Raw genomic sequence first — 25,169 nt, forward strand, 5'->3', positions numbered from 1 at the left:
CTTCGAGAATGTCAGAGCTCATGGGAGGTTCCGTCAGGGTCAGGGCCCGCGGTCCAGTGGTGGGGTGTGGGGATCGCTCGGGGTTCGATGTCGAGTGCGTTGAGGACGGCGAGGACCTTGGCGAGTTCTGGCCTGTGTTCTGCGGCTTCGATGGACTCGATGAAGCGGGGTCCGACGCCTGCTCGTTGCGCGAGTGTGGCGGTGGTCCAGTGTCGTTCGGTGCGCGCCTGGGTGACCGTGGACGCGAGGCGTTCACGGTTGTGGAGGAAAGGGCGGCTGACCATATGAGTCAGCCTAACTTTGGGACTCCGGGTCTTTTCGAACTGGCTTAGTGGTTGGCGCAGCTTGGTCCGATTCCGCGCGCGATTGACTCAGCAGAGCGAAGGGGGGCGGCCGCATCGTGCGCATGCAGTCTCTGTGGTTCCCGGTGCAGGTGCGAGGTCAATCCGGGTTGGGGTATCTGGGACGTGGTTTCGGGCGTGTTGTCGCGGTGGGCCGACGAACCCTGGTGCAACATGGCGGTCTTGGCGTTCGAGGTCCAGCATTTTGGGGATGCGGGAGCTGGTGTCGAGGTGTTCTCCGTCGTGGGTATAGCGGAGTGCGCCCATGCGGAGTCGATCGTTGACTGCAAGGAGGCAGTCAATGTCGCTGGGTTTGCCTCGGCCTTCGTTCTGCCAGGCTCGTTGGATGACGCCTCTGCCCCAACGGTCGGGTGCCGAATCGGAAAACACTTGCGGGATACGGCCTGCCTCAGCCACGAGGGGTTGTGCGCCGGTGACGAGGGGAAGTGTTGGAGAGAGTGCGTAGCCGTTGACTACCCAGTTGGTGTCGTATGTGAAGACTCCGCCGCTGCGTGGATGTGGGTACCAGGTGCCCACGGGTTGCTCGTGGCCTCTTTCCAGGGAGGTCACGAGGATGGGGGCCGTGGCAGACATGGTGGTCTAGTCCTTGAGAGTGCGGGTGGTCATGAGCGCGCGGCCGCGGCTGTGCTCGTAGGGGTCGGTGGCTGACACGATCTGATCCATGATCGGCACGGTTCGCGCGATGCGGAGGAGGTTCTCGAGGCTTGCCCCTTCGCCGGCTTCGAGGCGTCGAATGGTGGCGACGCTGACGCCGGAACGCAGCGCGACGAGTTCACGGGAGACGCCGTTGAGCGTGCGCCACATGCGCATGTTTTCGCCGATCTGCAGTAGTGCGGATTCAACTGCGCGCGGTGTCCGCTTCCTGGTGGTGCTCATATTTGACACTATAGGCCGCAAACCAGGTCAAATGTGAGTAGTTGTGGGGCTGCTAGTTGTCCTCGCGATTGGTAGGTCAGCAGTTCTGCGTGGAAACAACGTGTGTAGCACGCATAGCCGGTGGTGTCAGCAGTTCGGCTGGCACTTACTGGACGGAGAAACCGATGTTGCGTTGTTGTTCACGCTGTGCGTGCGAGCGGGGACAGGTTCTCGCTCGTCGTTGGTGGGTGCCCTGAAGACACTTCTACTGGTCGCAGTACTTCGAGAGCTCGCCCGCGGCGGTCTGCAGCTCGCTCGACTTCGCCGCGAGGGCACCAGCCTCCGACCAGCTCATGCCGTCCTGCAGCATGGTGGTGATCTCATCGAGCTTGGCGGTCACTGCATCCACGCGCGTCTTGAGCTGCGGGTCGTCGATCCCCTCCGCAAGCTGCTTCGCGTCATCCGCGACGCCCTGGAGATCAGCTGTGCCACCCGCCACATCACCGTTGGTGATCGTCGTGACGGCAGTTTCGATTTCCGTCTGGATCTCGTCGGTCTTTGCCGTGATGTCGGCACAGGTCACAGCCGTGCTCGCGGGAGTCGAGGGCGCTGCCTCGCTCGGCGCTGCCACTTCGCTCGGCGACAGCGAAGAGGCCTCAGCCTGACATCCCGTGAGGGCAAGAGCAGCCAGCGCAAGGCTGACCACGGCAGTCGTACCGCGCAGCGACATCGTCACAAGATCTCCTTCTGTGTGGGGTTCCCGAATCCAAACACACACCACCGACAAAGCTCCCGTAGACTGTCCGGCAACGACTGCGATCCGCCATCAACGGGGAGTCTTCGGAAGAACGGCAGATGCTTTGGCATCCGCTCACTAGAACCGAACGGGGCTGGCCCGTCACAGCCAAGGAACGAGAGGCCTCCACACCAGAGGCAATCGAGGTGGTACCGCGCCCCATAGGCGTCCTCGAGGAAGAGCGCACCCGCGCGAGCACACCTCGAGGAGATTCCCCCAATGAGCGACACGAGCTACCCCAAGTCCGCGTTCGGCCAGGCCGCCGACACGCGTGGCGTCACCGCATCGCCCTCCTTCCCCGACATTGAGGAAGCGGTGCTCGCGCGCTGGAAAGACGACAACACCTTCCAGGCCTCCATCGACCAGCGCGAAGGCGCACCCGAATGGGTCTTCTACGACGGCCCTCCCTTCGCGAACGGCCTCCCGCACTACGGACACCTCCTCACCGGCTACGCCAAGGACCTCTTCCCGCGCTTCCAGACCATGCGCGGCAAACAGGTCAAGCGCGTCTTCGGCTGGGACACGCACGGCCTGCCGGCCGAACTTGAAGCGATGCGCCAGCTCGGCATCCAGTCCAAGGACGAAATCGAATCCATGGGCATCGACGTGTTCAACAACTCCGCCAAGGAGTCGGTACTCCGCTACACGCGCGAGTGGAAGGACTACGTCACCCGCCAGGCACGCTGGGTCGACTTCGACAACGGCTACAAGACTCTCGACATCACGTACATGGAGTCGGTGATCTGGGCCTTCAAGCGCCTCTACGACGACGGCCTCGCCTACGAAGGTTTCCGCGTTCTCCCGTACTGCTGGAACGACGAGACGCCGCTGTCGAATCACGAGCTGCGCATGGACGATGACGTCTACAAGGACCGCACCGACCAGACGCTCACCGTCACCTTCCCGCTCGTTGGTGAGAAGGCCGCCACGCTCGGCCTCGAAGGTGTGCTCGCGCTCGCCTGGACGACGACGCCGTGGACGCTCCCGACGAACGCCGCGCTCGCGGTCGGCCCCGAGATCGAGTACCTCGTCGTGACGGCAGGCCCGGATGCTGCAGCCCCCGAAGGCACGAAGTACCTCCTCGCAGCAGAGCGCGTCGGCGCGCACCTCAAGGAGCTCGGCTACGAAAGTGTCGAGGACGCCACCGCAGCTGCCCAGTCGTTCCGCGGCACCGAGCTCGAGGGCCTCCGCTACGAGCCCGTCTTCCCGTTCTTCGCGGGCAAGGACGGCTACGGTGAGAACGCCTTCCAGTTCCTCGTCGCCGAGTACGTGACGACGAGCGACGGTACCGGTATCGTCCACCAGGCACCCGCCTACGGTGAAGACGACAAGGCCGTCTGTGACGCCGCAGGCATCCCGACCCTCCTCTCCGTGGACGAGGGCGGCCGCTTCCTCGACCGCGTGACCCCGGTTGCCGGCGTCCAGGTCTTCGACGCGAACTCGACCCTTATCAAGCTCCTCAAGGAAGATGGCCGCGTCTTCAAGCAGGCAAGCTACGCCCACTCCTACCCGCACTGCTGGCGATGCAAGAAGCCGCTCATCTACAAGGCTGTCTCGAGCTGGTTCGTGCGCGTCACCCAGATCAAGGACGAGCTGCTCGCCCTCAACGACCAGATCGAATGGGTGCCGGAGAACGTGAAGTACGGCCAGTTCGGAAAGTGGCTCGAGGGTGCCCGCGACTGGTCCATCTCGCGCAACCGCTACTTCGGATCGCCCATCCCGGTGTGGAAGAGCGACGACCCGAACTACCCGCGCATCGACGTGTACGGCGCGCTCGATGAGATCGAGCGCGACTTCGGTGTGCGCCCGGACGACCTCCACCGTCCGTACATCGACGAACTCACGCGCCCGAACCCGGACGACCCGACCGGCAAGTCGACGATGCGCCGCATCCCGGACGTGCTCGACGTGTGGTTCGACTCCGGTTCGATGCCGTTCGCGCAGGTGCACTACCCCTTCGAGAACGAAGACTGGTTCGACACGCACTCGCCGGCCGACTTCATCGTCGAGTACATCGGCCAGACGCGCGGTTGGTTCTACGTCATGCACGTGCTCTCAGTGGCACTTTTCCACCGTCCCGCCTACAAGCGCGTCGTGAGTCACGGCATCGTGCTCGGTGACGACGGGCAGAAGATGTCGAAGTCGCTGCGCAACTACCCGGACGTCGCCGAGGTGTTCAACCGCGACGGCTCCGACGCGATGCGCTGGTTCCTCATGTCGAGCCCGGTGCTGCGCGGCGGCAACCTCTCGGTCACCGAGGGCGGTATCCGCGAGGGCGTGCGTCAGTTCCTGTTGCCGCTGTGGTCGACGTACTACTTCTTCACGACCTACGCGAATAACGGCCGCGGTGCCGGTCAGCCGTACGAGGCAACATTCCGCACCGACTCGACGGACGTGCTCGACCGCTACATCCTTGCGAAGCTGCGCCAGCTCGTTGAAGAGCTCACCGACGACCTCGAGCAGCTCGACTCGACGACCGCCGCGGCGCGTCTGCGTGACTTCGCCGATGTCCTCACGAACTGGTACGTGCGCCGCTCGCGCGACCGCTTCTGGGAGGGTGTCGCCGAGGACGGCAGCGGCAGCGAAGCCTTCGACACCCTCTACACGGTGCTCGAAGTGCTCACGCGTGCCGCCGCTCCGCTCGCGCCGCTCGTGAGCGAAGCCGTGTGGTCGGGCCTCACCGGTGGTCGCTCGGTGCACCTCGAGTCGTGGCCGGATGCCGCTTCGCTCCCGGCCGACGATGAACTCGTGCAGACTATGGACACGGTTCGTGCGATTACGAGCCAGGCCCTCGCCCTCCGCAAGGCCGAAAAGCTCCGCGTGCGCCTGCCGCTCGCCGAGCTGCGCGTGGTCGCTCCCGAGCCCGCCCGCATCGAACCGTTCGAGGCGATCCTCCGCGACGAACTCAACGTGAAGCGCATCGTCCTTGAAGAGCTCGAAGAGCAGTCGGCCGCAGCCCTCGGCATCTCGAAGGCGCTCGTCGTGAACGCCCGCGCCGCAGGTCCCCGCCTCGGGAAGCAGGTCCAGCAGGTCATCAAGGCCTCGAAGTCCGGTGACTGGAGTGTCGACGGCGACCGCGTCGTCGCGGGCGGCATCGAACTCGTCGAAGGCGAGTACGAGGTGCGTCTCGAAACCTCCGAGACGGTCGAAGACCGCGCCCTCACGCTCCTCGACGACGGCACGATCATCCTCCTCGACACGAAGGTGACCGAGGATCTTGCCCGCGAAGGCCTTGCCCGCGACATCATCCGCCAGGTCCAGGATGCTCGAAAGGCTGCTGGTCTTGATGTCTCCGACCGCATCGAGCTCACCCTCGAACTCGATGGGGAATCGTTCGCGGCCGCCGAGGCGCACCGCGAGTTCATCCAGTCGGAGACGCTCGCGACGAGCCTCTCGCTGGGCACGAACCCAGGCGAAGATGCTGAGACCACGACGACGATCAAGGCCATCCGCATCAGCCTCGAGAAGGCGGGCGCATGATCGACGCGTTCTCGCGCGGCGACCGCGACGAACGGGACGAAGCCTTCGACCGCGCCATCAATGGCAACATCGAAGGCTTCGAGCCCGACGCCGACGACCTCATCGCTGATCTCGAAACGGATGGGGGAGGAGTCCCCGACGCGGACGAGCTCGAAGCAGACGTTGAGCGAGTCCTCGAAGCGCTCTACTCCCGCATTGGCGAAGGCTCGCCCGAGCCACGCCTGCACGCCACGCGTCGCGTCGTCGAACTTCTCGGCGACGTGCACGAGGCGTACCCCGTCGTCCACGTGACGGGCACGAACGGCAAGACCTCGACCTCGCGCATGATCGAAAGCATCCTGCGCGCTGCAGGCCTTCGCACGGGCCTCATCACGAGCCCGCACATCGAGCGGCTCAACGAGCGCATCCAGCTCGACGGTGCGCCGATCGACGACGAGCGCCTCGTGCGGATGTGGGACGACGTGAGCCACTTCCTCGACCTCGTCGACCGTGAGCTGGAGCAGCAGCACGAGCAGCCCCTCACCTTCTTCGAAGCCCTCACTGTGCTCTCGCTCGCGGTCTTCGCCGACGCCCCCGTCGACGTCGCCGTGATCGAGGTCGGTATGGGCGGCGAGTGGGACTCCACGAATGTTGTCCGCGGTGACGTGGCCGTCTTCACCCCGATCGGTCTCGACCACATGGATCGCCTCGGTAACACGCTCGCCGAGATTGCCGCGACGAAGGCGGGCATCGTCAAGGACGGTGCGAGCGTGGTGAGCGCTGAGCAGGCGCCCGAAGCACTCGAGGTGCTCGCGGCACGCGCCGCCGAGCGGGACGCCTCGTTCGCGGTTGTCGGGACTGATGCTCGCCTCACGGCCGACGCGACGGCGGTCGGTGGCCGACTCATCAGCGTGCAGGGCCTCGCCGGAAGCTACCAGGATCTCTTCCTGCCGCTGTTTGGTGCACACCAGAGCCAGAACGCGGCGCTCGCCACCGCGGCGGTCGAGGCATTCTTCGGCGGCGAACGTGAGCTTGCTCACGACGTCCTCGAGGAAGGGCTCGCAGAGGTGCGTTCCCCGGGACGCCTCGAAGCGATTGCGAAGGATCCGCTCGTCCTCATTGACGCGGCCCACAACCCGCACGGAGCGACAGCCCTGGCCACCGCTATCGAAGAGAACTTTGCCTTCGACAAGCTCGTGCTCGTATTCGGTGCCCTCGAAGGGAAGGACGCCGAGGGCATTATCCGTGCCCTTGAGCCGGTTATCGATCACATCGTCGTCACCGAATCCGATTCGCCGCGTGCTCGCCACGCAGAGGAACTCGCCGAGGACGTCCACAGCTGGACGTCGCTCGAGATCGACGTCGAACCGGAGCTGGACCGCGCACTCGACCTCGCCCGTGGTCTGGCAGGGCGAGGCGACGACAACGCCAGCCAGCAGGGTGTGCTCGTGGCCGGTTCCATCACCGTCATCGGCGCCGCCAAGACCATTGCACGCGAGGAAGGATGGTTGAGCGCATGAGCCGCACACGAGTCACCACGATGACCGCAACGCTCGGCATGATCCTCCTTGGCAGTCAGCTGTGCGTGACGTTCCTCTGCGTTCTCGCGATCGTTGGCCTCAAGGTCGTTCCGATGGAGCTCGGTCTCTGGGCTGGTGGTGGCATCCTGCTCTTCCAGCTCGTGGCAATTGCCGTTCTCAAGCTCACGAACTACACGTGGCTTGGCTGGGTTGTCGAACTCATCTCGGTCGCAGCCGGATTCCTGCAGCCCGCCATGTTCATCGTCGGCGGCATGTTCCTCGCGGCCTGGATCTACTGCATGATCCAGGGCAAGAGGATCGACGCGGAACGTGCCCCGGTCATTGCCGAATACGAGCGTGCTCTCGCCGAGGGCGCAAGTGAAGAAGAGGCCGCAGCACGGGCCCGCGAGTTCACCGCGAACCGTGGAGCCGCGTAACTCGATCCGCTCGGGAATCTGAGGGAACCGAGTGTTGCCAGAGCATCTCCTTGTGGGCATCTGACAGATTCCGGATGCCGTGAACTGGCCTCGATATCGTGAGGTGTCCGCCGGTGCGCGGCCATTGGTTGACCCGCACTCCACCGACCACATACCTAGGAGTCCAAGTATGTCCGCCATCGAAGAAACCCTCGTCCTCGTGAAGCCTGACGGCGTCCAGCGCAACCTCACGGGAGAGGTGCTCGCTCGCATCGAGCGCAAGGGCTACTCGATCGTTGACCTGCGCATGGTTCAGGCCAAGCGCGACCAGCTCGCTGCCCACTACGCCGAGCACGAGGGCAAGCCCTTCTTCGAGTCGCTCATCGAGTTCATGTCGTCGGGCCCGATCGTTGCTGTCCGCGTTGCCGGCACCCGCTGCATCGAGGGCTTCCGTTCGCTCGCTGGCGCCACCGAGCCGACGACCGCTGCCCCCGGCACCATCCGCGGTGACTTCGGCCGTGCCTGGGAGGATGGCATGGTCCGCAACATCGTGCACGGTTCGGACTCGCCCGAGTCGGCACAGCGCGAACTCGCCATCTGGTTCGCTGACTAATCACGATCTTCGCGTAACGACCCCGGCCATCCAGTCGGGGTCGTTTGCTGTCTCGGCAAGGGGCAGGGGAGGGCGTGCGATAATGAATCGGCTCGCCAACCGGCGACCCCACAGAGAAGACTTTGCAAGCTGTGCGCCACCGCGCCGCTTGAGAGCCGCGCACGCGGCACATGAACACCGAAGAACATGTGGCCCGTCACCACGGATGGGCCGTGAAGACACCGAGGATGCGCCGCATCCCAACAGCTTTTCCGGACCGCACACGCAATCGTGGCGCCGGGGTAGGAGTGCACCAGGAATGGTGGAAGACACAACGAAGACGCAGCCCGAGGACGAATCGCGCACCGCGGAAGCCGGTACATCAGACGCAGCACTCGAGGCGAAAGAATCGGGCGACGAACAGGCCAGCGCTGAGCACGATGACGCTCAGATCGATCAGATCGACGTGAACGCCGAGGCAGTGGCCGAGACCGAAGCCGCCGCTGACGCCGCGGACGTTGAAGGCGACGAGACGGCTTCAGCAGCTGAGGCATCGGACGCTGAGGACGCTTCGGCTGAGGACGAGAACTCGTCTGAGACGGATGCTTCCGCAGGGGCTGAGAGTTCGGCAGAGACTGAGCAGGGGAGCGATGCTCCCGCTGAGGAGAAGCCCTCACCCATCCCCGCGGAAATCACGACGACGACGCTCTTTTTCCTCGCCCCTGACCTTCCCCCGATGCCGGAGCGTCCGCGCCGTGAGCGTGACGACGAAGACCGCCCGGGACGTAAGCGCCGCAACCGTCGCCGCGACGACGACGCGCAGGACAACGACAGCGAGAACGAGCAGACGAACTCTGGCTCGAGCGACGAGGAGCGCGAGGGCAAGCGTTCGCGTCGCCGGGGACGCCGAAACCGCTCGAACAGCAACAGAGAGAGCGAGAGCTCGAACGACGAGCCGATCACCGAACCGCAGAAGATCAAGGGTTCCACGCGCCTTGAAGCGAAGCGCCAGCGCCGCCGCGAAAGCCGCGAGACGGGACGCCATCGCCAGAGCATCACGGAGACCGAGTTTCTCGCGCGCCGTGAATCCGTCGACCGCACGATGCTCGTGCGCGCGAAGGGCGGCCGCGTGCAGATCGGTGTGCTCGAAGACCGCGTCCTCGTCGAGCACTACGTGGCCCGCTCGTCTGAGGCTTCGCTCATCGGCAATGTGTACCTCGGTCGCGTCCAGAACGTCCTTCCTTCCATGGAAGCCGCCTTCGTGGACATCGGCCGTGGCCGAAACGCCGTCCTGTACTCGGGCGAAGTGGACTGGTCGAAGGCCTCGCTGCCCTCGAACAAAGCCCGCCGCATCGAGAACGCACTCAAGGTCGGCGACCGTGTGCTCGTCCAGGTCTCGAAGGACCCGGTTGGCCACAAGGGCGCTCGCCTCACGAGCCAGATCTCGCTGCCCGGACGCTACCTCGTGTACGTCCCCGGCAACTCGCTCAACGGCATCAGCCGCAAGCTGCCGGACACCGAGCGCAACCGCCTCAAGAAGATCCTCAAGGAAGTCCTCCCCGAGGGCATGGGGGTCATCGTTCGCACCGCCGCTGAGGGCGCGACGAAGGAGCAACTCGAGCGCGACGTCAAGCGCTTGAAGTCGCAGTGGGAATCGATCGAAGCCCGCGTCCAGCGCGGCAATGCGCCGGCCATGCTCCACTCGGAGCCGGACCTCCTCGTCAAAATCGTCCGCGATGTCTTCAACGAAGACTTCAACCGGATGATCATCCAGGGCAAGCAGGAACTCGAAACCATCCGCGAATACCTCGAGGCAGTCGCCCCGGATCTCGTGGACCGCATCGAAGAGTTCGAAGGCGACGACCTCTTTACGGCGCACCGCGCGAACGAGCAGATCGAGAAGGCCCTCGACCGCAAGGTGTGGCTGCCCTCGGGTGGCTCGCTCGTCATCGACCGCACCGAGGCAATGACCGTCGTCGACGTGAACACCGGCAAGTTCGTTGGCTCCGGCGGCAACCTCGAAGAGACGGTCACGAAGAACAACCTCGAGGCTGCTGAGGAAGTCGTTCGCCAGCTTCGCCTTCGCGACATCGGCGGCATCATCGTTGTCGACTTCATCGACATGGTGCTCGAATCGAACCGCGACCTCGTGCTGCGCCGCCTCGTCGAATGCCTGAGCCGTGACCGTACGCGCCACCAGGTGGCCGAGGTGACAAGCCTGGGCCTCGTCCAGATGACCCGCAAGAAGATCGGTCTCGGCCTGCTTGAGACGTTCTCGGAGTCCTGCGACTGCTGCAACGGCCGTGGCGTCATCATCCACCACGAACCGATCGACCAGAAGCCGGCCGCTGATGCGACAGGTCGTGGCCGCCGCAGCCGCAAGAACCGTGACGCCGACCGTCGCACGCGCACCTCCGGCTCCTCGAGCCAGATGCACGAGGTGACGGATGCCGCTCGCAGCGCGCTCTCGCAGATCGCCGCCTCCACCATTGCTGGCAGCAAGGATGAGACGCGCGACGAGGACGTCAAGGAGACGGTCCCCGTCGACATGCCGGACGTCGCTCCCAACTCGACTGAGGAGTCGGGGCAGCAGGAACGTCGCTCGAAGCGTTCGCGCCGTTCGCGCCGCAACAAGAACCGTGACCGCTCGGAACAGAGCGAAGCGACGACGAACAGCGACGCGACCGCGGGGGACGCGCCGACATCTCTTGCTGAGGATGAAGCGGCTCCGGAAACGCTGATCGCTCAGGATCTCGCACAGCTTGTGCCGCAGACCCCCGAAGCGTCGAGCGAGGAGCCGACGCCGGACCTCGCCGCCCTCGACAAGGTGCTTGCCGCCCTGCCGAACCCGGATGTGGACGACGAGGCTGAGGCTCCCGAAACTGTTGCAGAGGGTGAGGAGCAGGCCCCTGCGGCCGAAGCGCCTGCCGCTGCTGCCGAGGAGCAGGGCACGAGCTCGCGTGGCCGTCGCCGTCGCGGTGGTCGACGCCGTGTGACGACGGACACGATTTCCACGGACGAATAGCGTTCGTGCGGCGTGTCCGGGCGATACCGCGTCGGGCGCGCCGCGCGCTTGCGCCACGCTGCATGCTCCGGTAAAGTTGCTCGCTGTTGCACGCTCTCAAGATCTGCGAGGCGCTCCCGCGTTACTCCGATCACGGAGCGACAAGGAACTTCCTCGTTCACGAGAACGATTAGACGCCCGCCAAGTTTGGGCACGAAGAAGAGGTACTGAAGTGGTATTCGCAATTGTGCGCGCCGGCGGCCGTCAGGAGAAGGTCGAGGTCGGCTCGATCGTCACCATGAACCGCGTCGTCGCAGACGACAAGGGCAAGGTCACGCTCCCCGCTGTTCTCCTCGTGGACGGCGACACCATCACGAGCGACGCTGAGAAGCTCGCCAAGGTGCAGGTGACGGCTGAGGTTCTTGAGGACCTCCGCGGCCCCAAGATCAGCATTCAGAAGTACAAGAACAAGACCGGCTACAAGAAGCGCCAGGGCCACCGTCAGGAGCTCACGCGCGTCAAGGTCACCGACATTAAGTAATCGAGGAGCGAGACTTCAATGGCACACAAGAAGGGTGCGAGTTCGACTCGCAACGGCCGCGACTCGAACGCTCAGCGCCTTGGCGTGAAGCGTTACGCCGGCCAGGTTGTCAACGCAGGTGAGATCATCGTGCGCCAGCGTGGCACGCACTTCCACCCCGGCGTCAACGTCGGTCGTGGTGGCGACGACACGCTGTTCGCGCTCTCGGCCGGTACGGTCGAGTTCGGCGAGAAGGGCCGCCGCAAGGTGGTTAACATCGTCGCGGCATAGTCCGACGATTCACGATTTTTCAGCGAGGGGCGGTCATATCGGCCGCCCCTCGCTTGCATGTTCGCAAGAATATGCAGAGACAAGCCTTAAGGAGGCGAGATGGCGACCTTCATCGATGAGGTGACCCTGCACCTGCGCGCCGGGTCCGGTGGCAATGGCTGCTGCTCGGTCAAGCGTGAGAAGTTCAAGCCCCTCGCCGGCCCCGACGGCGGCAATGGTGGCGACGGCGGCGACATCGTCCTCGTCGCAGACCCGCAGGTGACGACCCTGCTCAACTACCAGCACAAGCCGCACCGCACGAGTGAATCTGGCGGCTTCGGTATGGGCGACTTCCGAAACGGCACCACTGGTGAAGATCTCTTCCTGCCGGTTCCCGTCGGGACGGTCGTTCGTGACGCGAACGGCGTCGAACTCTGCGACCTCGCCGAAGCTGGGATGACCTTCCTTGCCGCCGAGGGGGGTCAAGGTGGACTCGGCAACGCAGCCCTTGCGACCACGAAGCGCAAGGCGCCCGGCTTCGCGCTGCTTGGCACCGAGGGTGAAGAGACGAGCATCATTCTTGAGCTCAAGGTCGTCGCGGATGTTGCCCTCGTGGGGTTCCCCTCGGCAGGCAAGTCGAGCCTCATCGCAGCGATGTCGGCAGCGAAGCCGAAGATCGCCGACTACCCCTTCACGACTCTCCACCCGAACCTCGGCGTCGTGCAGGCCGGCGACTACCGCTACACGGTTGCCGATGTGCCCGGCCTCATTGAGGGCGCGAGCGAGGGCAAGGGCCTCGGACTCGAGTTCCTCCGCCACGTGGAGCGCTGCTCGGCGCTCCTGCACGTGCTCGACTGCGCGACGCTCGACCCGGGTCGTGACCCGTTGAGCGACCTCGACGTCATCCTCGCAGAGCTTGAGGCCTACCCCGTCCCGCCGGGCCAGACGCCGCTGCTTGAGCGTCCGCAGCTCATCGCCCTCAACAAGGTCGATGTACCCGATGCACGTGAGCTCGCAGAGTTCGTGCGCGCCGATCTCGAGGGTCGCGGCTACCGCGTGTTTGAAGTCTCGGCGGCAAGCCACGAGGGTCTGCGCGCACTCACACTCGCCCTTGGCCAGCTCGTGGAAGAGAACCTCGCCCGTCGCGCGGAAGAGGCCGAGCACCGTCCGCGCATCGTGCTGCGCCCGAAGCCCGTCGACGAGCTTCCTTTTGAACTCAAGGTCGAAGGTGGCACCTACGGCCCGGTCTACCGCATCCTCGGCCAGAAGCCCGAGCGCTGGGTGGCGCAGACCGACTTCGGCAATGACGAAGCCGTCGGCTACCTCGCGGACCGCCTCAACAAGATCGGTATTGAAGAGGCCCTCTTCAAGGCTGGCGCGCAGGCCGGTTCGACCGTCGTGATCGGCCCCGGCAGCGGCATTGTTTTTGACTGGGAGCCCACGCTCACCTCAGCTGCTGAAGTCATGTCGAGCCCGCGCGGTACCGACTCGCGTCTTGACGAGAACACGCGCGCGACCCGTCGTGAGCGTCGCGAGGCGTACTTCGAGCGCATGGATGCTAAGGCTGAGGCCCGCGAAGAGCTCGAGCGTGAGCGTCGCGCCGGGCTCTGGACCGAGTCGGTCGAGCGCTACGACGACGACTGCGACGACGAGTAGCCAGCGGCTGGCAAATCGCCAACAGGGAACCAGGTACGATAGACCGCATGACCGACCTCACTTCTGTTCTCGCGTCGTCGGGCCACGTCGTCAATGAACTGCCGATGCCGCCGTTCATGTTCGGCGTTGTTGCCTTTGTTGCGCTTGCTGCCCTCGCCCTTGTGACCTGGACGTTCCGCAACGTCGCCGAGAAGGGGCCGGAGACCTCGCGCGTTATGCCGCCGAAGGCACCCCTCGGTGGTCACGACGTCGACCCGAGTCACTAACTCGAGTTCGCACGCCCGAATGACCAGCCCTGCTGTTTCGTCCGCGGCCGCGCCGCGACGACAGCGGCTCGGCATTATGGGTGGCACCTTCGACCCCATCCATCACGGACACCTCGTCGCTGCGTCGGAAGCCGCTGAGCATTTCGACCTCGACGAGGTGATCTTTGTTCCCACGGGAAATCCCTACCGCAAGACCGGGGTTTCGGCGGGGGAGCATCGCTACCTCATGACCGTCATTGCGACGGCATCGAACCCGCGATTCCGGGTGAGTCGGGTGGACCTTGACCGCAAGGGGCCGACCTACACGATCGACACGCTCCGCGATCTTCGTGCCGTGTATCCGGACGCTGAGCTGTTCTTCATCACCGGCGCGGATGCTGTTGAGCAGATCCTGAGCTGGAAGGACGCGGAGCAGATGTTCGACATCGCACACTTCGTTGCGGTGACGCGTCCCGGGCACGAGATGAACGTTGGTGGCCTCTCGCACGACGATGTGAGCGTGCTCGAGATTCCCGCCCTCGCCATCTCGTCGACTGACTGTCGTGCCCGCGCTCGAGCAGGAATGCCGGTCTGGTATCTCGTGCCGGATGGCGTCGTGCAGTACATTGCAAAGTACTCGCTGTACACGCGTGAGGAGGCTGAACTTCGATGAGTGAGCAGCCGATGACGCGTCGCGAGCGGCGAGAGCTTGAACGCCGCGAGGCCGAGCGCCTCGAAGCAGAGCGCAAGGCGCAGGAAGCGGCGGCTGCGGAGGCGGAGCGCAAGGCGCGCGAGGAAGTGGCAGCCGAGGCTGCTCGCGCTGCTGAAGCAGCCGCGCAGACGCAGGCTGAGTCGGAAGCCGTGTCGGTGGCAGAGCCCGCCGCGGGGATGCCCACAGCGTCCGACATGCCGGTCGTCGAAGTCGCCCAGCCGATGACGCGGCGCCAGCTTCGCGAGCTCGAGCGTCGCCGCGAGGCGGAAGCAGCCGCAGCTGCTGCCGCGGCTGCTCCTGCAGAGGCGTCCGCTGCAGACGCGTCAGTGATGGACGAACCAAAGGCTGCCCCAGAGGCCGAGAGCGCGGTTGAACCGACTGCCGAGGCCACTGTCGAGCAGGCCCCGGACACCACGACCGAGGCTGTCGAGGACGACGTCCAGACCGCTCCTGCGGACGACATCCAGGTCGAGGACGTCACCGCCGACGCGACGCCGGTCACTTGGTCGATCCACGACATGGACGATCCCGCGCCCGCCACTGGCCAGCCGAGCCCGCTCTTCCCCGAAGTGAGCGCACCGCGCAGCCGCGACGAAGGCCCCGTGCTGCTGTGGAACCCGAGCGCAACCGCAGAGGATGCCCCGCGCCGCGCTCGTGCCAGCTTTGGCCTGCCTGTCAACGAGCAGCTCCCCGTCGTGCGGGACACGCACCAGACGCCCGAGCCGGGATCCTCGCCCGAAGACATCGACGACTACTTCTCGCGCCTGCTCGAAACTGGTCAGCAGGATGAGCCGCCGACGGGCAGCATCACCATGCCCTCGAGCCTCAACGTCGACGAAACCGATGCGCTGCCCCGCACCGCCATCGAGCGGCACGAGGAGCAGAACGAACCCGGCTGGCGTGACACCCTCAATCCGGCTGGCGCCGCTGCCGTCGATGACGAGACCGACGGTATCGACGACCCGGGTATCCTCGAGGAACTCTTCGGTCCGCGTGCTGCGAATTCGGCAGTCTCGGCAAAGACGGTGACTGGCTTCACGGCACCCGCTGATGCTGGCGAGTACGTCGATCACCTCTCGCGCTCGGGCGCGGTTGACAGCGATCCGCTCTCGTGGCTCCCAGCTGACCGTCCCGACACGACGCTCATGATGCCGGCCGACGATGACGCAGACGCGACCCTGCGACTCCCCGCTGCAGTGGCGCCCGTCGTCACGACATCGGAGTCGACGCCCACGTCCGAGGCAGACGCCGACGACGCACTCGTGCCGCAGACTGGATCCCACATGTGGAAGGGCGCCGAATCGGCCTCGCTTGAGGACGACACCGAAGCCATCCCCACCTCGTGGAAGATCGCGGCGGTCGGCGCAGGCGCTGCCGCCGTCGGCGTCATCATCCTCGCGTGGAACCTCATTCAGGGGTGGTTGGGCTGATCATCGCCCACGCCCACATCGACGGATGTTCTCCGGCATCCACACATACCAAGCTGGCACGATGCTCATGCCAGGCATCACCCGCAACGACCCTGGAGGTCCTGCCCCTATGACCGCAAGCGAACGCGCCCACGAACTCGTCGCCAAGGCTGCCACCGCAGCCGACGAGCGATCCGCCTTCGACCTCGTCGCCCTCGACGTGTCGGAGACGATGCCGCTCACCGACGTCTTCCTCATTGCCAGCGCCCGCAACGAACGCATGGTGCTCGCAATCGCAGAGGAAATCGAGGACGCCCTCGCCGAGATCGGCCAGAAGGCAATCCGCCGCGAAGGACGCGAACTCGCCCGCTGGGTGCTGCTCGACTTCGGCGATCTCGTCGTCCACATCTTCCACGAAGAAGACCGCATGTACTACGGCCTCGAGCGTCTCTGGAAGGATGCGCCGGTCATCCCTCTCGGCATCGCTGGCCCCAACGGCGCCGGTGGTGAGCACACAGGTGCCGCCGAGTAGCAACAAGTGACGGCCACGCGAACGGTAGCAATTGCCGCCATCGGCGTTGCTGCGGGGCTGCTCTCTGGGCTCTTCGGCATCGGCGGCGGCATCATCCTTGTGCCGGCGTTCATCGCGATCGCCAAGCTTGACCCGAAGACAGCTGCGGGAACTTCGCTCCTTGCCATCGTGCCGCTCGCTGTGTCTGGTGTCGCGAGCTACGCCCTCATCGGCGGCAGCGTCGACGTCGTGCTCGCGGCTGGGCTAGCGGCAGGATCCGTCTTGGGGGCACCGCTCGGGGCGAAGATACTCTCGATCATCTCGCGTGCGCAAGCACGATGGGCGTTTCTTGTCTTCCTCGTCGCCGTTGCCATCTCACTTGTGCTCACGGTGCCATCGCGTGACGGCGTGTTTGTGCCGAGTGTTGGCGCGCTCGCAGCGATCACCGGGCTTGGTTTCGTTGTCGGCATCGTCTCGGGCGTGCTCGGTATCGGGGGAGGGGTGATCGTCGTGCCCGCGCTCGTGCTTGCCTTTGGCATCAGTGACCTCGTCGCGAAGGGATCTTCCCTTCTCATGATCATTGCAACGGGGCTGAGCGGAACGATCGCCAACGCAAGGCTCCGACAGTTTGACGCGTCTACCGCGCTCATCGCAGGAACCGCAGCGGCCCTCACGGCGCCCATCGGTGCCCTCGGAGCTGCTTGGCTGAGTCCAGTCGCGGCAAACATCGCCTTCGCGGGACTCCTGATGGTCATCGGAGCCACCACGTTGCGCGGGCTCCTGCGGGAGCGTCGGAAGCAGCGGCCAGGGGGTAAGGAATCCAACTAAGGTCCTCACGACACGCGAACACGCCGAAGTTGCACGACGTCATGTCGGGTGGGTATATTGGCGTAGTTGCTTCGAGAGCAGCAGCAAAGTGAATATGGGTCTGTGGCGCAGCTGGTAGCGCACCTGCATGGCATGCAGGGGGTCAGGGGTTCGAGTCCCCTCAGATCCACGTAAGATGAGAAAATCGAAACTTGCCCCGCCTGATGGCGGGGCAGTTTTGTTTCTGCGGTGACGTGGGCCGGGGCATCGATGCTGGTGTGTGCGAGGACGCTGGCGGTGGTCTGCTCGGGGGTGTAGGTGGCGTTCTCTTCGTCGTCGATGGTGATGCGGGTGAACAGGGCGCGGTTGAGGATGCGTCGTTCGGCTGGTTCGCACTTGTTGTAGAGGTCGTCTAGGTCGACCAGGAGTTCAGTGAGCTGGTCCAAGCCTGTTCGGGCCTCGGCGTAGGTGTCGGTGAGGTTGTCGAGCCGGGTGGTGATCTGGTCGAGGCTGGCGCGGATGCGGTCTTGTTCGCTTTTGAGGAGGTCGAGTGGGATCGCGTCGGCGTAGTGAGCTTGGACGAGTTTGAGGCGTTCGGCCTCGAGCTTGTCGCGCTGGGCGGTCAGGAGCTTGCGTTCGTCCTCGCTGGATCCTTCGAGCTGGTCGAACACGTCGTTGAGGACCTTCCGGACGTGCTCCGCCTGGGCGTGGCTGAGGGAGTTGCGCTGGTAGGTGCGTTCGATCTCGGCTTCGGCGCGTTCGGCGAGGATCGCGGAGCGGGTGCAGTTGGTGGTCTTGCGGCGTCGTCCGGAGCAGGTGAAGTACTCGTAGCGGTCCCCGGACTTGTCGCGGGGGCGTTCGATCATGAGCTTGGCTCCGCAGGCGCAATACAGGGAGCCTTTGAGGTAGTGGTCGTACTTCTGGGGTCGTTCGCCGCGGGCGTTGTTGGCGTCCAGGTTGGTCTGGACGCGCAGCCACGTCTCCGCGTCGACGAGGGGCTGGTGGGTGCCGTCGTAGGTGACGCCGCGGAAGGTGACGGTGCCCTGGTAGTAGGGGTTGGTCAGGATCTTGTGCAGCCCGGTGGTGGTGACCGGTTTGGCCGGCTGCGAGGGGGTGGGCCGGGTGGTCAGGCCGCGGGCTGTGAGTTCCTTGGCCAGGCGCGACAGGGACCAGTCCCCCGTGGCGTAGGCGGTGAAGGCGAAACGGACGAGGTCGGCGCGTTCGGGGTCGATCTCGATCTCGCGGGACTCGCGTCCTCGGGCGTCGGTGGTGCGGACGTTGAGGTAGCCCAAGGGGGCTTTGGTGGGGGTGCCGCCAATAGCGGCCTTCTGGGTCATGCCTTTGAGGACTTCCTGGGCCAGGTTCAGCGAGTAGAACTCGGCCATAGAGGCCAGGATGCCGTGCATCAGCATCCCTGAGGGGCTCTCGTCGATGTTCTCGGTGACCGACACCAGGCTGATGTTCGCATCCCGTAGCGCGGCGTGGATCATGGCGTCATCGAGCCGGTTGCGGGCGAGGCGATCGACCTTGTTGATGATGCAGTACCGCACCGGGTGCGTGGTCGCGTAGTCGAGCATCTCTTGGAGCGCGCGTCGTTGGGCGGTCTTGGCGGACTCGCCGGGCTCGATGAACTCCTTGATGATGACCGCGCCGAGCTGTTCGGCCTTGCGCTGCGCGGCTTCGCGCTGGGCCGGGATCGACAGGCCTTCTTCCAGCCCGTTGCGGGTGGCCTGATCCTTGGTCGAGACCCGCAGGTAGCTGATCGCCGCCACCTTCCCGTCACCCGTAGGCGCTGTGGCGTCTGGGCTTGGTGTGGTGCGGGCGAGCCGTCGAAGGCCTGAGATGTCGAGGCCGGAGAGTTGATCGAGTGTCATGGTGACCGCCTTTCACAAGCCCCCACATGTCTGGGGGCGGGTGGGGCGCCGGAGGCGGTCACGTCAGAGTCGAAAAGAACACCCCCGCGAACGGGGCTTAGCAAGGCAGGTGCCAACAGCGCCGAAACTTGATGTGGAACCAGTTTAGCGATCGGCTACGAGCAGGCGACGAAGATGGGCACCGGACTGCCCCACGGGCTGGTCGCCAGCGGTGCGCAGCGCGATCAGGATCAACACTTCCGCGACCTTCGCGGCATCGATCTCCTCACGCGGCTCGTACTGTACGCTCAGGGGCCTATCCGCCTCGACTCGGGCGGTGGTGCGGTGATACCGGCGCACCATCCTCATCCACCCTCAGGACCCAGAACATCGTCGCGAACCTCATCGGTCGCCGGGTCGATCCGGTCATCCAGGCTGGCGTAGAAGGCGTCTTCGGCAGCCTGTCGTTCGTTGACTTGGTCGAGGACGTATTGGACGAAGTCGGCGTCTCGGTCGGTGATGATGGATTCGTCGTGGGTGGGTTGGGGTTCTTCGCCGGGCCAGGTGGTTTGGCGGGTGGGGCGGTCGCGGTCGAGGCGGGTGCCGGAGGCGGTGACCCAGTCGCGCAGGCGGTGGCGGGCGTCGGCGAAGTCGCGGTGCCAGCCCAGGGGTGCGGAGCCGTTTTGTTCGGGGTCGTAGGCGCATAGCCAGTGCAGGTGCAGTGCGGACAGTTCCCAGACCAGTTCGGGGTGGCGGTGCCAGTAGGGCGGGATGACTGAGGCGGGGAGGCCGTAGGTGTGGCGGAGCCAGTCGACCCACCGGTTCAGTTCCAGCAGTTCGGTTTCCAGATCTTGCGCTGACAGGAGGTTCCAGTTGATCGGGTGCGGTGGTTCGGGCAGCGCGCTGGTGTCGGGGGTGTGGGGGTGGTCGTCGAGGATGTCGGGGTCCTCGTACTGGTCGTCGGGCTCGGGGCCGTGAGTGCTCATGATCAGTCCCCCCGGGTCACATGCTGAGGCTGTCGGCGGTGGGCGTGGCCTGGTGGTGCTGGGGTGGTTCGAAGGCCTGCCCGGCCGCCTGGCGTTCGAGTGCTTGGCGGGGTGTGCGGTCGACGTCGTAGCGGGTGCGGGCGGTGTCGTGGCCGATCTTCTTGGCGACGAACTCTTCGCCGGCGATGCGTTGGCCGTCGCGTTCGTAGGTGTAGTCGTGGGCGTAGCCTTCGGCGACGAACTGGTCGCCTTTGGTGAAGCGTTCGAAGGCGCGTTCGGCGGTGGCGCGGTAGAGGACGAGGTTGCCGAAGGAGGGCTCGAGTTTGGTGAAGGTGCCGTCTTCTTCGCGTTGGAAGTTCTCCTGGCCGAAGCGGGCGTAGAAGCGGGCATCGCCGCGTTCGGTGTAGGTCAGCTGCGGGTCGGATGCGATGAACCCGGACAGGGATTCCTGGGTGCGGATGGCCATGACGCGGTACCTCTCAACTCGTGGACTGCAGCCCGCTGGTGGTGTGGGTTGCTGGTACCGGTCAGGTGCACCCCGGGCCCCGGTCAGGGGTTCTGCAGGAGCTGTTCGAGGCGTGCGCGATCCTGTTTGAGGGTCTCGGCGTCGGGGCGGGTGGGCCAGGCGGTCAGGTCGGTGATGATCGGCGGGGCGGAGCGGAGCAGGGTGACGCCGGTGCCGAAGGGGAGGGTGCGGATGCGGTCGGGTGGCAGGATCGGCACCCGCCGTACGGAGCGCTGGTTCGACCTGTTGCCGTGGTCACCGAGGGTGACGGAGTCGGTGTATTCGTCGCGTTCGCCGATGAGGGTGGTGAGGTCTTGGAGGTCGCGGCTGCTGGAGGCGCCGCCGAGGATGAGTTTCACGATGGCGGCGTCCCAGATCGCTCCGGCTTGGTGATCGGACCACTTGTCGCGTGCCTGGGCGAGCGATTGGAGGACCGGCAGGGTGGTGATGCCGGTGCCGCCGCCTTCGGCCATCAACGTCGGCAGGGACGGCAGCGGTGCGAGGTTCCCGATCTCATCCAGGGCGAGCAGGAGGGGTGGGTCGAGGCGTGCGCCGGGTGAGCGGGCGGCGAGGCGGCGGGCGGTTTCGATGAGGTCTTCGATGAACGCCGCCACCAGAGCGGCCGATGCCCCGGCACCGGCACCGGTGGCGAGTAGGTAGAGGGTCCCGGACTCTCGCAGGAAGGTTTCGGGGTCGAAGGGGGTCTCGCCCTCGCGTGGTGTGACTGCGTCGAGGACGCGGGGATCGGCGAGGGCGCCGAGGGCGAGGGCGACGCCTTGCCAGATGGAGTCGCGGGTTTTGGGATCGGCGTCGATCATCGCCCCCAGCGAGTCAGCCCATCCGGCCGCCGCGTCGGGGTGGTTGGTGAGGATCGCGACGGCTTCGGCCGCGGCGGCGGGGTCGAGGGTCCACCGGAACAAGTCCGCCGGCTTTCGAGAGTCCAACGCGGCGGCGTGGAGGAGGGCTTGGAGGGCGGTGCGGGTCTTGCCTTCCCAGAACCCACCTGACTCCACCCCACCAGCCGACAACCCGGTGGCAGACGCCAGGCCGGTCGCGCGGATCATCGCCGTCAGCGGGTCTTCACAGCCCCGGACGGGGGACCAGCGCATCCCCGCCGGGAGCCCTTCGGCCAGGTGCTGGGGGTCAAACACCGCCACCGGGCCACGACGCTGCCGGGCGCGCAGGGTGGCGGTGAGATTGTCCGGCCGGGTCGAGGTGGTGACCACGGGGCCGGGGGCGTCGAGGATGGCGGGGATGACGATGTGCAGGCCCTTGCCGGAGCGGGGCGGGCCGATCAGCAGGATCGAGTCCTCCACACTCGCCCACACCCCCTGTCCCTTCGACGTCCCGAGCCGATACCCCACCTCACCCGGGGCCGGGTCCTTCAGCGACGGCCGCAACGTCGAGGCCCGTTTCAGCAGCACCTTCTCCGAGGCGACCTGCGCGATCTCGTGCCGCGTCGCCGTGCCCGCCAACCGATGCGGATCCACCTCCTGAGCATGGCAACGGCGCCGCCAGACGACCCATCCCCAGCCCGCGAATCCGACCAGCCCGCCCAGAACCACGACAGTCGTGACCCAGTACGCGACCGGACTGAGACCAGGCGCCCCCAACGCGACTGCGGGGTTGGCGGGGTTGAACAACACCCCAGCGCCGGCAGCCCAACTGCCTGCTGGTTGTGGGATACCGGTCAGGAACGCAGCCACCGACCCAGTCGCGCGGAGTACGAGGGTGAGGAGGAACAGGGCGATGAGGCCGAGGAGGGCGGCGTTGGTCAGTTCCTCACCCATCGACCCACTCTGCCGCTGCGAGGCACTCATCGCGCCTCCAGCACGATCAGAGTCCCCGAGGTCCGCCCAACCACCACCACCGGCGTCACGGTTGTGCCGGGTGGGGTGATGGTGCCGTTCTCATCCGCCGCCACTTCCTCAACGATCTGGGCGAGGAGCACCGTCTCACCGGGCAGGAACCCCACCAACCGCTCCGATTCCGCCGTCCGATTTGCTTCCTCAGGTTCAGGATCACCCGTGGCGGCTTCCTCGTCGGCAGGGGCTGGGGTGTCTGGCTCGGGTTCGGGGTTTCGGCGTGGTCGGTGGGCGTGGATGATGTCGGTGAAGTGACTGCCGTCGGACTCGTACACATCTACCCGCACGGGAATACGGCGCTGCTCGGTGAGGTCATCAAGGATCGCTGCGAAGTCACTCCGACCCCACACCTCACCGGCCGGCGGAAGATGCGGCTGTTGGTCGACGGTCACCGTCAGGGTGCCGGTGATGTCGACGGTGATGACCACGTGCCGCAACACCACCGGCACCGTCTCGCTCGGGTCGTTGCGGCGGTGTCTCAGGGCGGGAAGCTTGGGCATTACTTGACTCCTGCGGTGAGGCGGCTGCTGGTGTCGAACAGCTCCAGCTCGCCGGGGTGGAGCTGGTGCTGGATCACGAACGAGCGGTTCTTGATCCGCCACAGCCCCTGACCCACGCCAAGGTTTGGCAGCAGGGTCTGTTCGGTTCCGGTCAGGCCGAGGGCGGTGGCGGTGGGGCCGAGCTGGTCGGATTCCTGGCGGTAGACGATCCGCGTCTCCGCATTCGCCAACAGACTGTTGGCCAGCGAGCGCATGGCGGAGCCTTCGTCGCCGACGTTGTCGAGGTCGGAGAGTTTGTGGAAGATCAGCATGTTCGCGATCCCGTAATGCCGGGCTAGACGCCAATGCGCATCCATCCGCTTCAACAACGCCGGATGGGACATGAGCCGCCAGGCCTCGTCGTAGATCACCCACCGCTGCCCACCATTGGGGTCCAGCAGCGCGGATTCCATCCATGCCGAGCTGCAGGTCATCAACACGCTGATGAGGGTGGAGTTCTCGGTCACCCGGGACAGGTCGAGGCTGATCATCGGCAGATCCGGGTCGAACGCCACGGTGGAGGGGCCGTCGAACAGTCCGGCGAGGTCACCGGCCACCAGACGCCGCAGCGCGTGGCCGACCAGGCGTCCGTCTTCAGCGAGGCGTCCGTCGGGGTCGTGGCTGGGGGTGAGGATGTGGTCGACGACCATGGGCAGGATCGGTACCTCGTTTTCTGCCACCGTGGCGGTGAGGGCGAGGTCGATCGCGGTGTGTTCCAACGGCGTGAGCCCCCGCGCCAGCACTGTTTCGGCCAGAGCGCCGATCAGGTCACGGCGCCGGGAGGCGACGGTGCTCGCCCACTCCTGGTCGGTGAGCCCGCCGGGTCGGTGTCCCTCATCCAGGGGATTCAGGCGGGTGTGGAGGCCGTGGCCGAGCACGATCGCCTTCCCGCCCACCGCTTCGGCCACCGCCGTGTGTTCGCCCTTGGGGTCGCCGGGGACGTAGACGCGGCGCCCGAACGGCAACGACCGCGTATACAGCGACTTCGCCAGCGACGACTTGCCCGACCCGACGATCCCCGCCAGCACCAGGTTCGGGGCGGTGATGATCCCGCGGGCATACAGGACCCACGGGTCGTAGACGAAACTGCCACCCGAATACAGGTCCTGCCCGACGAACACCCCATCCGACCCCAGACCCCCTTCGGCCATGAACGGATACGCCCCGGCCAACGTGGCCGAGGTGTCCTGATGCCGCGGCAACCGCAACCGGCCCGGAGACCGCAACGCCGCCGGCCCCGCCTCACCCGCCGCCGGCAGAAACGTCGTCGACCTACGCTCCTCCCGCTCCGCGGCAGCTTTCGCCTTCGCCGCCTCCCGCTCGACCCTGGCCTGCTCAGCCTGCAACCGGGCCGCAGCCTGACGACGAGCCTTACGGGCCTTCCGCCGTTCCGCGGCCGGGGACACCAACACCGCAGCGTGCAGCCGTTCCTTCTCGCCGCTCACAGCGACTGCCCCACCGAAGACGACGTTGCGCCACCCGCTTTGGGCGCGAACCAATCTGTGCCCTCGGCCGCACGACGCGGAGACTCAGAGGTGACACCGCTGAACGCGTCCCGTGCAGCGACGACCTCCTCCTCGTCGGGTGTTGGGGTGGTGTCGGGGTGTTCGCGGACCAGCCCGACATACCCCATCTGCGGGTTGTAGGTCAGCACATACCCGTCGGCCTCGAAGCTGCGATCCCACTGCCCGCCCGGCAGCTCGTCGTACACCTCACCATTCACGAACGCCGCGCCAGTGGTTTCGTCGCCGAAGTCCCACTGCGCCAGATGCGCAATCCCCGCCTGCTCCCCCTCAAGATCGATCAGGTCCAGCACCTCATCGGCCTCACTGCCCTGGAGGAACACCACATTCACCCACCGCCGCGAACGCTCGGGCTCGGGGTTGGTGTGGGTGTGCCAGGCGATCCGACCGGACGCTTCGTGCGCGCGCATGACCCGGTCAGCGACCTCATCCAGCCCGTCGGCGGCCTGATGCAACTCATCGGCCGCCGCCAACGCCACTGCCTCCGCCGGCGCGCGGTCATCGGTGAACGCGATGTCGCGGTGATCAGCATGAGCGCGCGACAGCTGGTTCAGCACTTGCCGTAACAGCCGCACCGACCCTGATACCTCGCCCAAGACCCGGTACATGTCAGCCGGATCCTCAAAGGTGCGAGTGGCGTGTGCCAACCCGCGCAATCCCTCATAGGCCTCAGCAGCATCCGCAATCGGATCAACAAACGTCGCCATCCCAACAGTCCTCTCTACGTAACGGCGGTACGCCTATGAGGGAGGTGTGCGATGGTG

25 protein-coding genes, 1 tRNA gene and 1 pseudogene are annotated in these 25,169 nt (G+C 65.8%); 15 read left to right on the forward strand and 12 right to left on the reverse strand.

Annotated elements, in window-relative coordinates:
* Window positions 1-11 precede the first annotated feature (11 nt).
* From ZAL01S_RS05600 to ZAL01S_RS05610, 4 genes are all read right to left on the reverse strand, one after another.
* Complete coding sequence (locus tag ZAL01S_RS05600) at window positions 12-284, reverse strand: helix-turn-helix domain-containing protein (protein WP_066080970.1); 273 nt, start codon at window positions 282-284, stop codon at window positions 12-14.
* An 87-nt stretch (window positions 285-371) separates the two neighbouring features.
* Window positions 372-935: a HipA N-terminal domain-containing protein gene (locus ZAL01S_RS10770; RefSeq protein WP_083523105.1), complete on the reverse strand. Its 564-nt coding sequence runs from the start codon at window positions 933-935 to the stop codon at window positions 372-374.
* A gap of 6 nt (window positions 936-941) precedes the next feature.
* A complete protein-coding gene (locus ZAL01S_RS05605) occupies window positions 942-1,238 on the reverse strand; it encodes a helix-turn-helix domain-containing protein (protein WP_083523106.1) in 297 nt (98 codons plus the stop codon).
* 244 nt (window positions 1,239-1,482) lie between these two features.
* Window positions 1,483-1,953 carry a hypothetical protein gene (locus ZAL01S_RS05610; protein ID WP_066080977.1) on the reverse strand — a complete coding sequence of 157 codons (471 nt, stop codon included), beginning with the start codon at window positions 1,951-1,953 and terminating at the stop codon, window positions 1,483-1,485.
* Between the two features lie 279 nt (window positions 1,954-2,232).
* Between ZAL01S_RS05610 and ileS the strand changes: the two genes are divergently transcribed.
* The 15 genes from ileS (at window position 2,233) to ZAL01S_RS10485 (ending at window position 17,550) form a co-directional block, all read left to right on the forward strand.
* Window positions 2,233-5,493, forward strand: a complete 3,261-nt coding sequence (gene ileS, locus ZAL01S_RS05615) for an isoleucine--tRNA ligase (protein ID WP_066080980.1) — start codon at window positions 2,233-2,235, stop codon at window positions 5,491-5,493.
* Window positions 5,490-6,992: a bifunctional folylpolyglutamate synthase/dihydrofolate synthase gene (locus ZAL01S_RS05620; protein ID WP_066080983.1), complete on the forward strand. Its 1,503-nt coding sequence runs from the start codon at window positions 5,490-5,492 to the stop codon at window positions 6,990-6,992. The genes ileS and ZAL01S_RS05620 overlap by 4 nt, the downstream gene beginning before the upstream one ends.
* Entirely contained in the window at window positions 6,989-7,429 is a 441-nt protein-coding gene (locus ZAL01S_RS05625) for a DUF4233 domain-containing protein (protein WP_066080986.1), read from the forward strand. Before ZAL01S_RS05620 ends, ZAL01S_RS05625 begins: the two co-directional genes overlap by 4 nt.
* A 169-nt stretch (window positions 7,430-7,598) precedes the next feature.
* Window positions 7,599-8,021 carry a nucleoside-diphosphate kinase gene (gene ndk / locus ZAL01S_RS05630; protein WP_066080989.1) on the forward strand — a complete coding sequence of 141 codons (423 nt, stop codon included), beginning with the start codon at window positions 7,599-7,601 and terminating at the stop codon, window positions 8,019-8,021.
* A gap of 298 nt (window positions 8,022-8,319) precedes the next feature.
* On the forward strand, window positions 8,320-11,025 hold the full coding sequence (locus ZAL01S_RS05635) for an Rne/Rng family ribonuclease (RefSeq protein WP_066080991.1): 2,706 nt from the start codon (window positions 8,320-8,322) through the stop codon (window positions 11,023-11,025).
* 211 nt (window positions 11,026-11,236) lie between these two features.
* Window positions 11,237-11,545, forward strand: coding sequence for a 50S ribosomal protein L21 (rplU, locus tag ZAL01S_RS05640; RefSeq protein WP_066080994.1), 309 nt, complete (start codon window positions 11,237-11,239; stop codon window positions 11,543-11,545).
* Between the two features lie 18 nt (window positions 11,546-11,563).
* Window positions 11,564-11,815 (forward strand): 50S ribosomal protein L27, encoded by a 252-nt coding sequence (gene rpmA / locus ZAL01S_RS05645; RefSeq protein ID WP_066080996.1) that lies wholly within the window; start codon window positions 11,564-11,566, stop codon window positions 11,813-11,815.
* A 99-nt stretch (window positions 11,816-11,914) separates the two neighbouring features.
* A complete protein-coding gene (gene obgE, locus ZAL01S_RS05650; protein WP_066080999.1) occupies window positions 11,915-13,450 on the forward strand; it encodes a GTPase ObgE in 1,536 nt (511 codons plus the stop codon).
* Window positions 13,451-13,497: 47 nt separating this feature from the next.
* Complete coding sequence (locus tag ZAL01S_RS05655) at window positions 13,498-13,716, forward strand: hypothetical protein (RefSeq protein ID WP_066081002.1); 219 nt, start codon at window positions 13,498-13,500, stop codon at window positions 13,714-13,716.
* Between the two features lie 19 nt (window positions 13,717-13,735).
* Window positions 13,736-14,368, forward strand: a complete 633-nt coding sequence (nadD, locus tag ZAL01S_RS05660; RefSeq protein ID WP_083523107.1) for a nicotinate-nucleotide adenylyltransferase — start codon at window positions 13,736-13,738, stop codon at window positions 14,366-14,368.
* The gene (locus ZAL01S_RS05665) at window positions 14,365-15,837 is read left to right on the forward strand and encodes a hypothetical protein (RefSeq protein WP_066081008.1); all 1,473 of its coding nucleotides are present in this window, start codon (window positions 14,365-14,367) and stop codon (window positions 15,835-15,837) included. The genes nadD and ZAL01S_RS05665 overlap by 4 nt, the downstream gene beginning before the upstream one ends.
* A 109-nt stretch (window positions 15,838-15,946) precedes the next feature.
* Window positions 15,947-16,348, forward strand: a complete 402-nt coding sequence (gene rsfS, locus ZAL01S_RS05670) for a ribosome silencing factor (RefSeq protein WP_066081122.1) — start codon at window positions 15,947-15,949, stop codon at window positions 16,346-16,348.
* A gap of 6 nt (window positions 16,349-16,354) precedes the next feature.
* Window positions 16,355-17,155 (forward strand): sulfite exporter TauE/SafE family protein, encoded by an 801-nt coding sequence (locus ZAL01S_RS05675; protein ID WP_066081011.1) that lies wholly within the window; start codon window positions 16,355-16,357, stop codon window positions 17,153-17,155.
* A 96-nt stretch (window positions 17,156-17,251) separates the two neighbouring features.
* Window positions 17,252-17,324 (forward strand) — tRNA-Ala (locus ZAL01S_RS05680).
* A 22-nt stretch (window positions 17,325-17,346) separates the two neighbouring features.
* Window positions 17,347-17,550 (forward strand): hypothetical protein, encoded by a 204-nt coding sequence (locus ZAL01S_RS10485; RefSeq protein ID WP_159421605.1) that lies wholly within the window; start codon window positions 17,347-17,349, stop codon window positions 17,548-17,550.
* A gap of 375 nt (window positions 17,551-17,925) precedes the next feature.
* Here ZAL01S_RS10485 and ZAL01S_RS10775 read toward each other — a convergent pair.
* The 8 genes and pseudogenes from ZAL01S_RS10775 to ZAL01S_RS05730 form a co-directional block, all read right to left on the reverse strand.
* Window positions 17,926-19,008 (reverse strand): annotated as a pseudogene (locus ZAL01S_RS10775) (recombinase family protein); the annotation flags it as partial.
* Between the two features lie 144 nt (window positions 19,009-19,152).
* A complete protein-coding gene (locus ZAL01S_RS05700; RefSeq protein ID WP_066081022.1) occupies window positions 19,153-19,350 on the reverse strand; it encodes a hypothetical protein in 198 nt (65 codons plus the stop codon).
* Window positions 19,351-19,352: 2 nt separating this feature from the next.
* Window positions 19,353-19,973, reverse strand: coding sequence for a hypothetical protein (locus ZAL01S_RS05705; RefSeq protein ID WP_066081025.1), 621 nt, complete (start codon window positions 19,971-19,973; stop codon window positions 19,353-19,355).
* A gap of 16 nt (window positions 19,974-19,989) precedes the next feature.
* Window positions 19,990-20,439, reverse strand: a complete 450-nt coding sequence (locus tag ZAL01S_RS05710) for a single-stranded DNA-binding protein (RefSeq protein WP_066081028.1) — start codon at window positions 20,437-20,439, stop codon at window positions 19,990-19,992.
* Window positions 20,440-20,522: 83 nt separating this feature from the next.
* Window positions 20,523-22,298, reverse strand: coding sequence for a TraM recognition domain-containing protein (locus tag ZAL01S_RS05715; protein WP_066081031.1), 1,776 nt, complete (start codon window positions 22,296-22,298; stop codon window positions 20,523-20,525).
* Window positions 22,295-22,843, reverse strand: coding sequence for a hypothetical protein (locus tag ZAL01S_RS05720; RefSeq protein WP_066081033.1), 549 nt, complete (start codon window positions 22,841-22,843; stop codon window positions 22,295-22,297). The genes ZAL01S_RS05715 and ZAL01S_RS05720 overlap by 4 nt, the downstream gene beginning before the upstream one ends.
* On the reverse strand, window positions 22,843-24,327 hold the full coding sequence (locus ZAL01S_RS05725) for an ATP-binding protein (protein WP_066081036.1): 1,485 nt from the start codon (window positions 24,325-24,327) through the stop codon (window positions 22,843-22,845). The genes ZAL01S_RS05720 and ZAL01S_RS05725 overlap by 1 nt, the downstream gene beginning before the upstream one ends.
* Window positions 24,324-25,112: a hypothetical protein gene (locus ZAL01S_RS05730; protein WP_066081039.1), complete on the reverse strand. Its 789-nt coding sequence runs from the start codon at window positions 25,110-25,112 to the stop codon at window positions 24,324-24,326. Before ZAL01S_RS05730 ends, ZAL01S_RS05725 begins: the two co-directional genes overlap by 4 nt.
* Window positions 25,113-25,169 lie beyond the last annotated feature (57 nt).

The sequence above is a fragment of the [Zimmermannella] alba NBRC 15616 genome, assembly GCF_001570905.1.
Classification (GTDB): domain Bacteria; phylum Actinomycetota; class Actinomycetes; order Actinomycetales; family Microbacteriaceae; genus Pseudoclavibacter; species Pseudoclavibacter albus.